This window comes from Micromonospora sp. ATLC16, from assembly GCF_057196645.1.
Map to the genome: position 1 here is coordinate 1 of NZ_JBXUOW010000205.1, position 223 is coordinate 223.

Genomic DNA, 223 nt, shown 5'->3' on the forward strand with positions numbered 1-223 from the left:
GCCGCCATGCGGCAGATGATCGACGCCCGGGACTGGCTGACCGTCATCCGGCTACCGGCCTACGCCCCGGACCTGAACCCGACCGAGGCAGTGTGGTCCCACCTCAAACGCGGCATCGGCAACCTCGCCGTCACCGGCGTCGACCACCTCCTCGCGATCATCAAGAACCGGCTCAAGAGCATCCAGTACCGCACCGACCTACTCGACGGGTTCCTCGCTCACG

At 66.8% G+C, this 223-nt stretch carries 1 protein-coding gene; it reads left to right on the forward strand.

The window, feature by feature from the left end:
- On the forward strand, positions 1-223 hold a 223-nt coding region (locus AC2CHE_RS27060; protein ID WP_484507639.1), incomplete at both ends, for a transposase.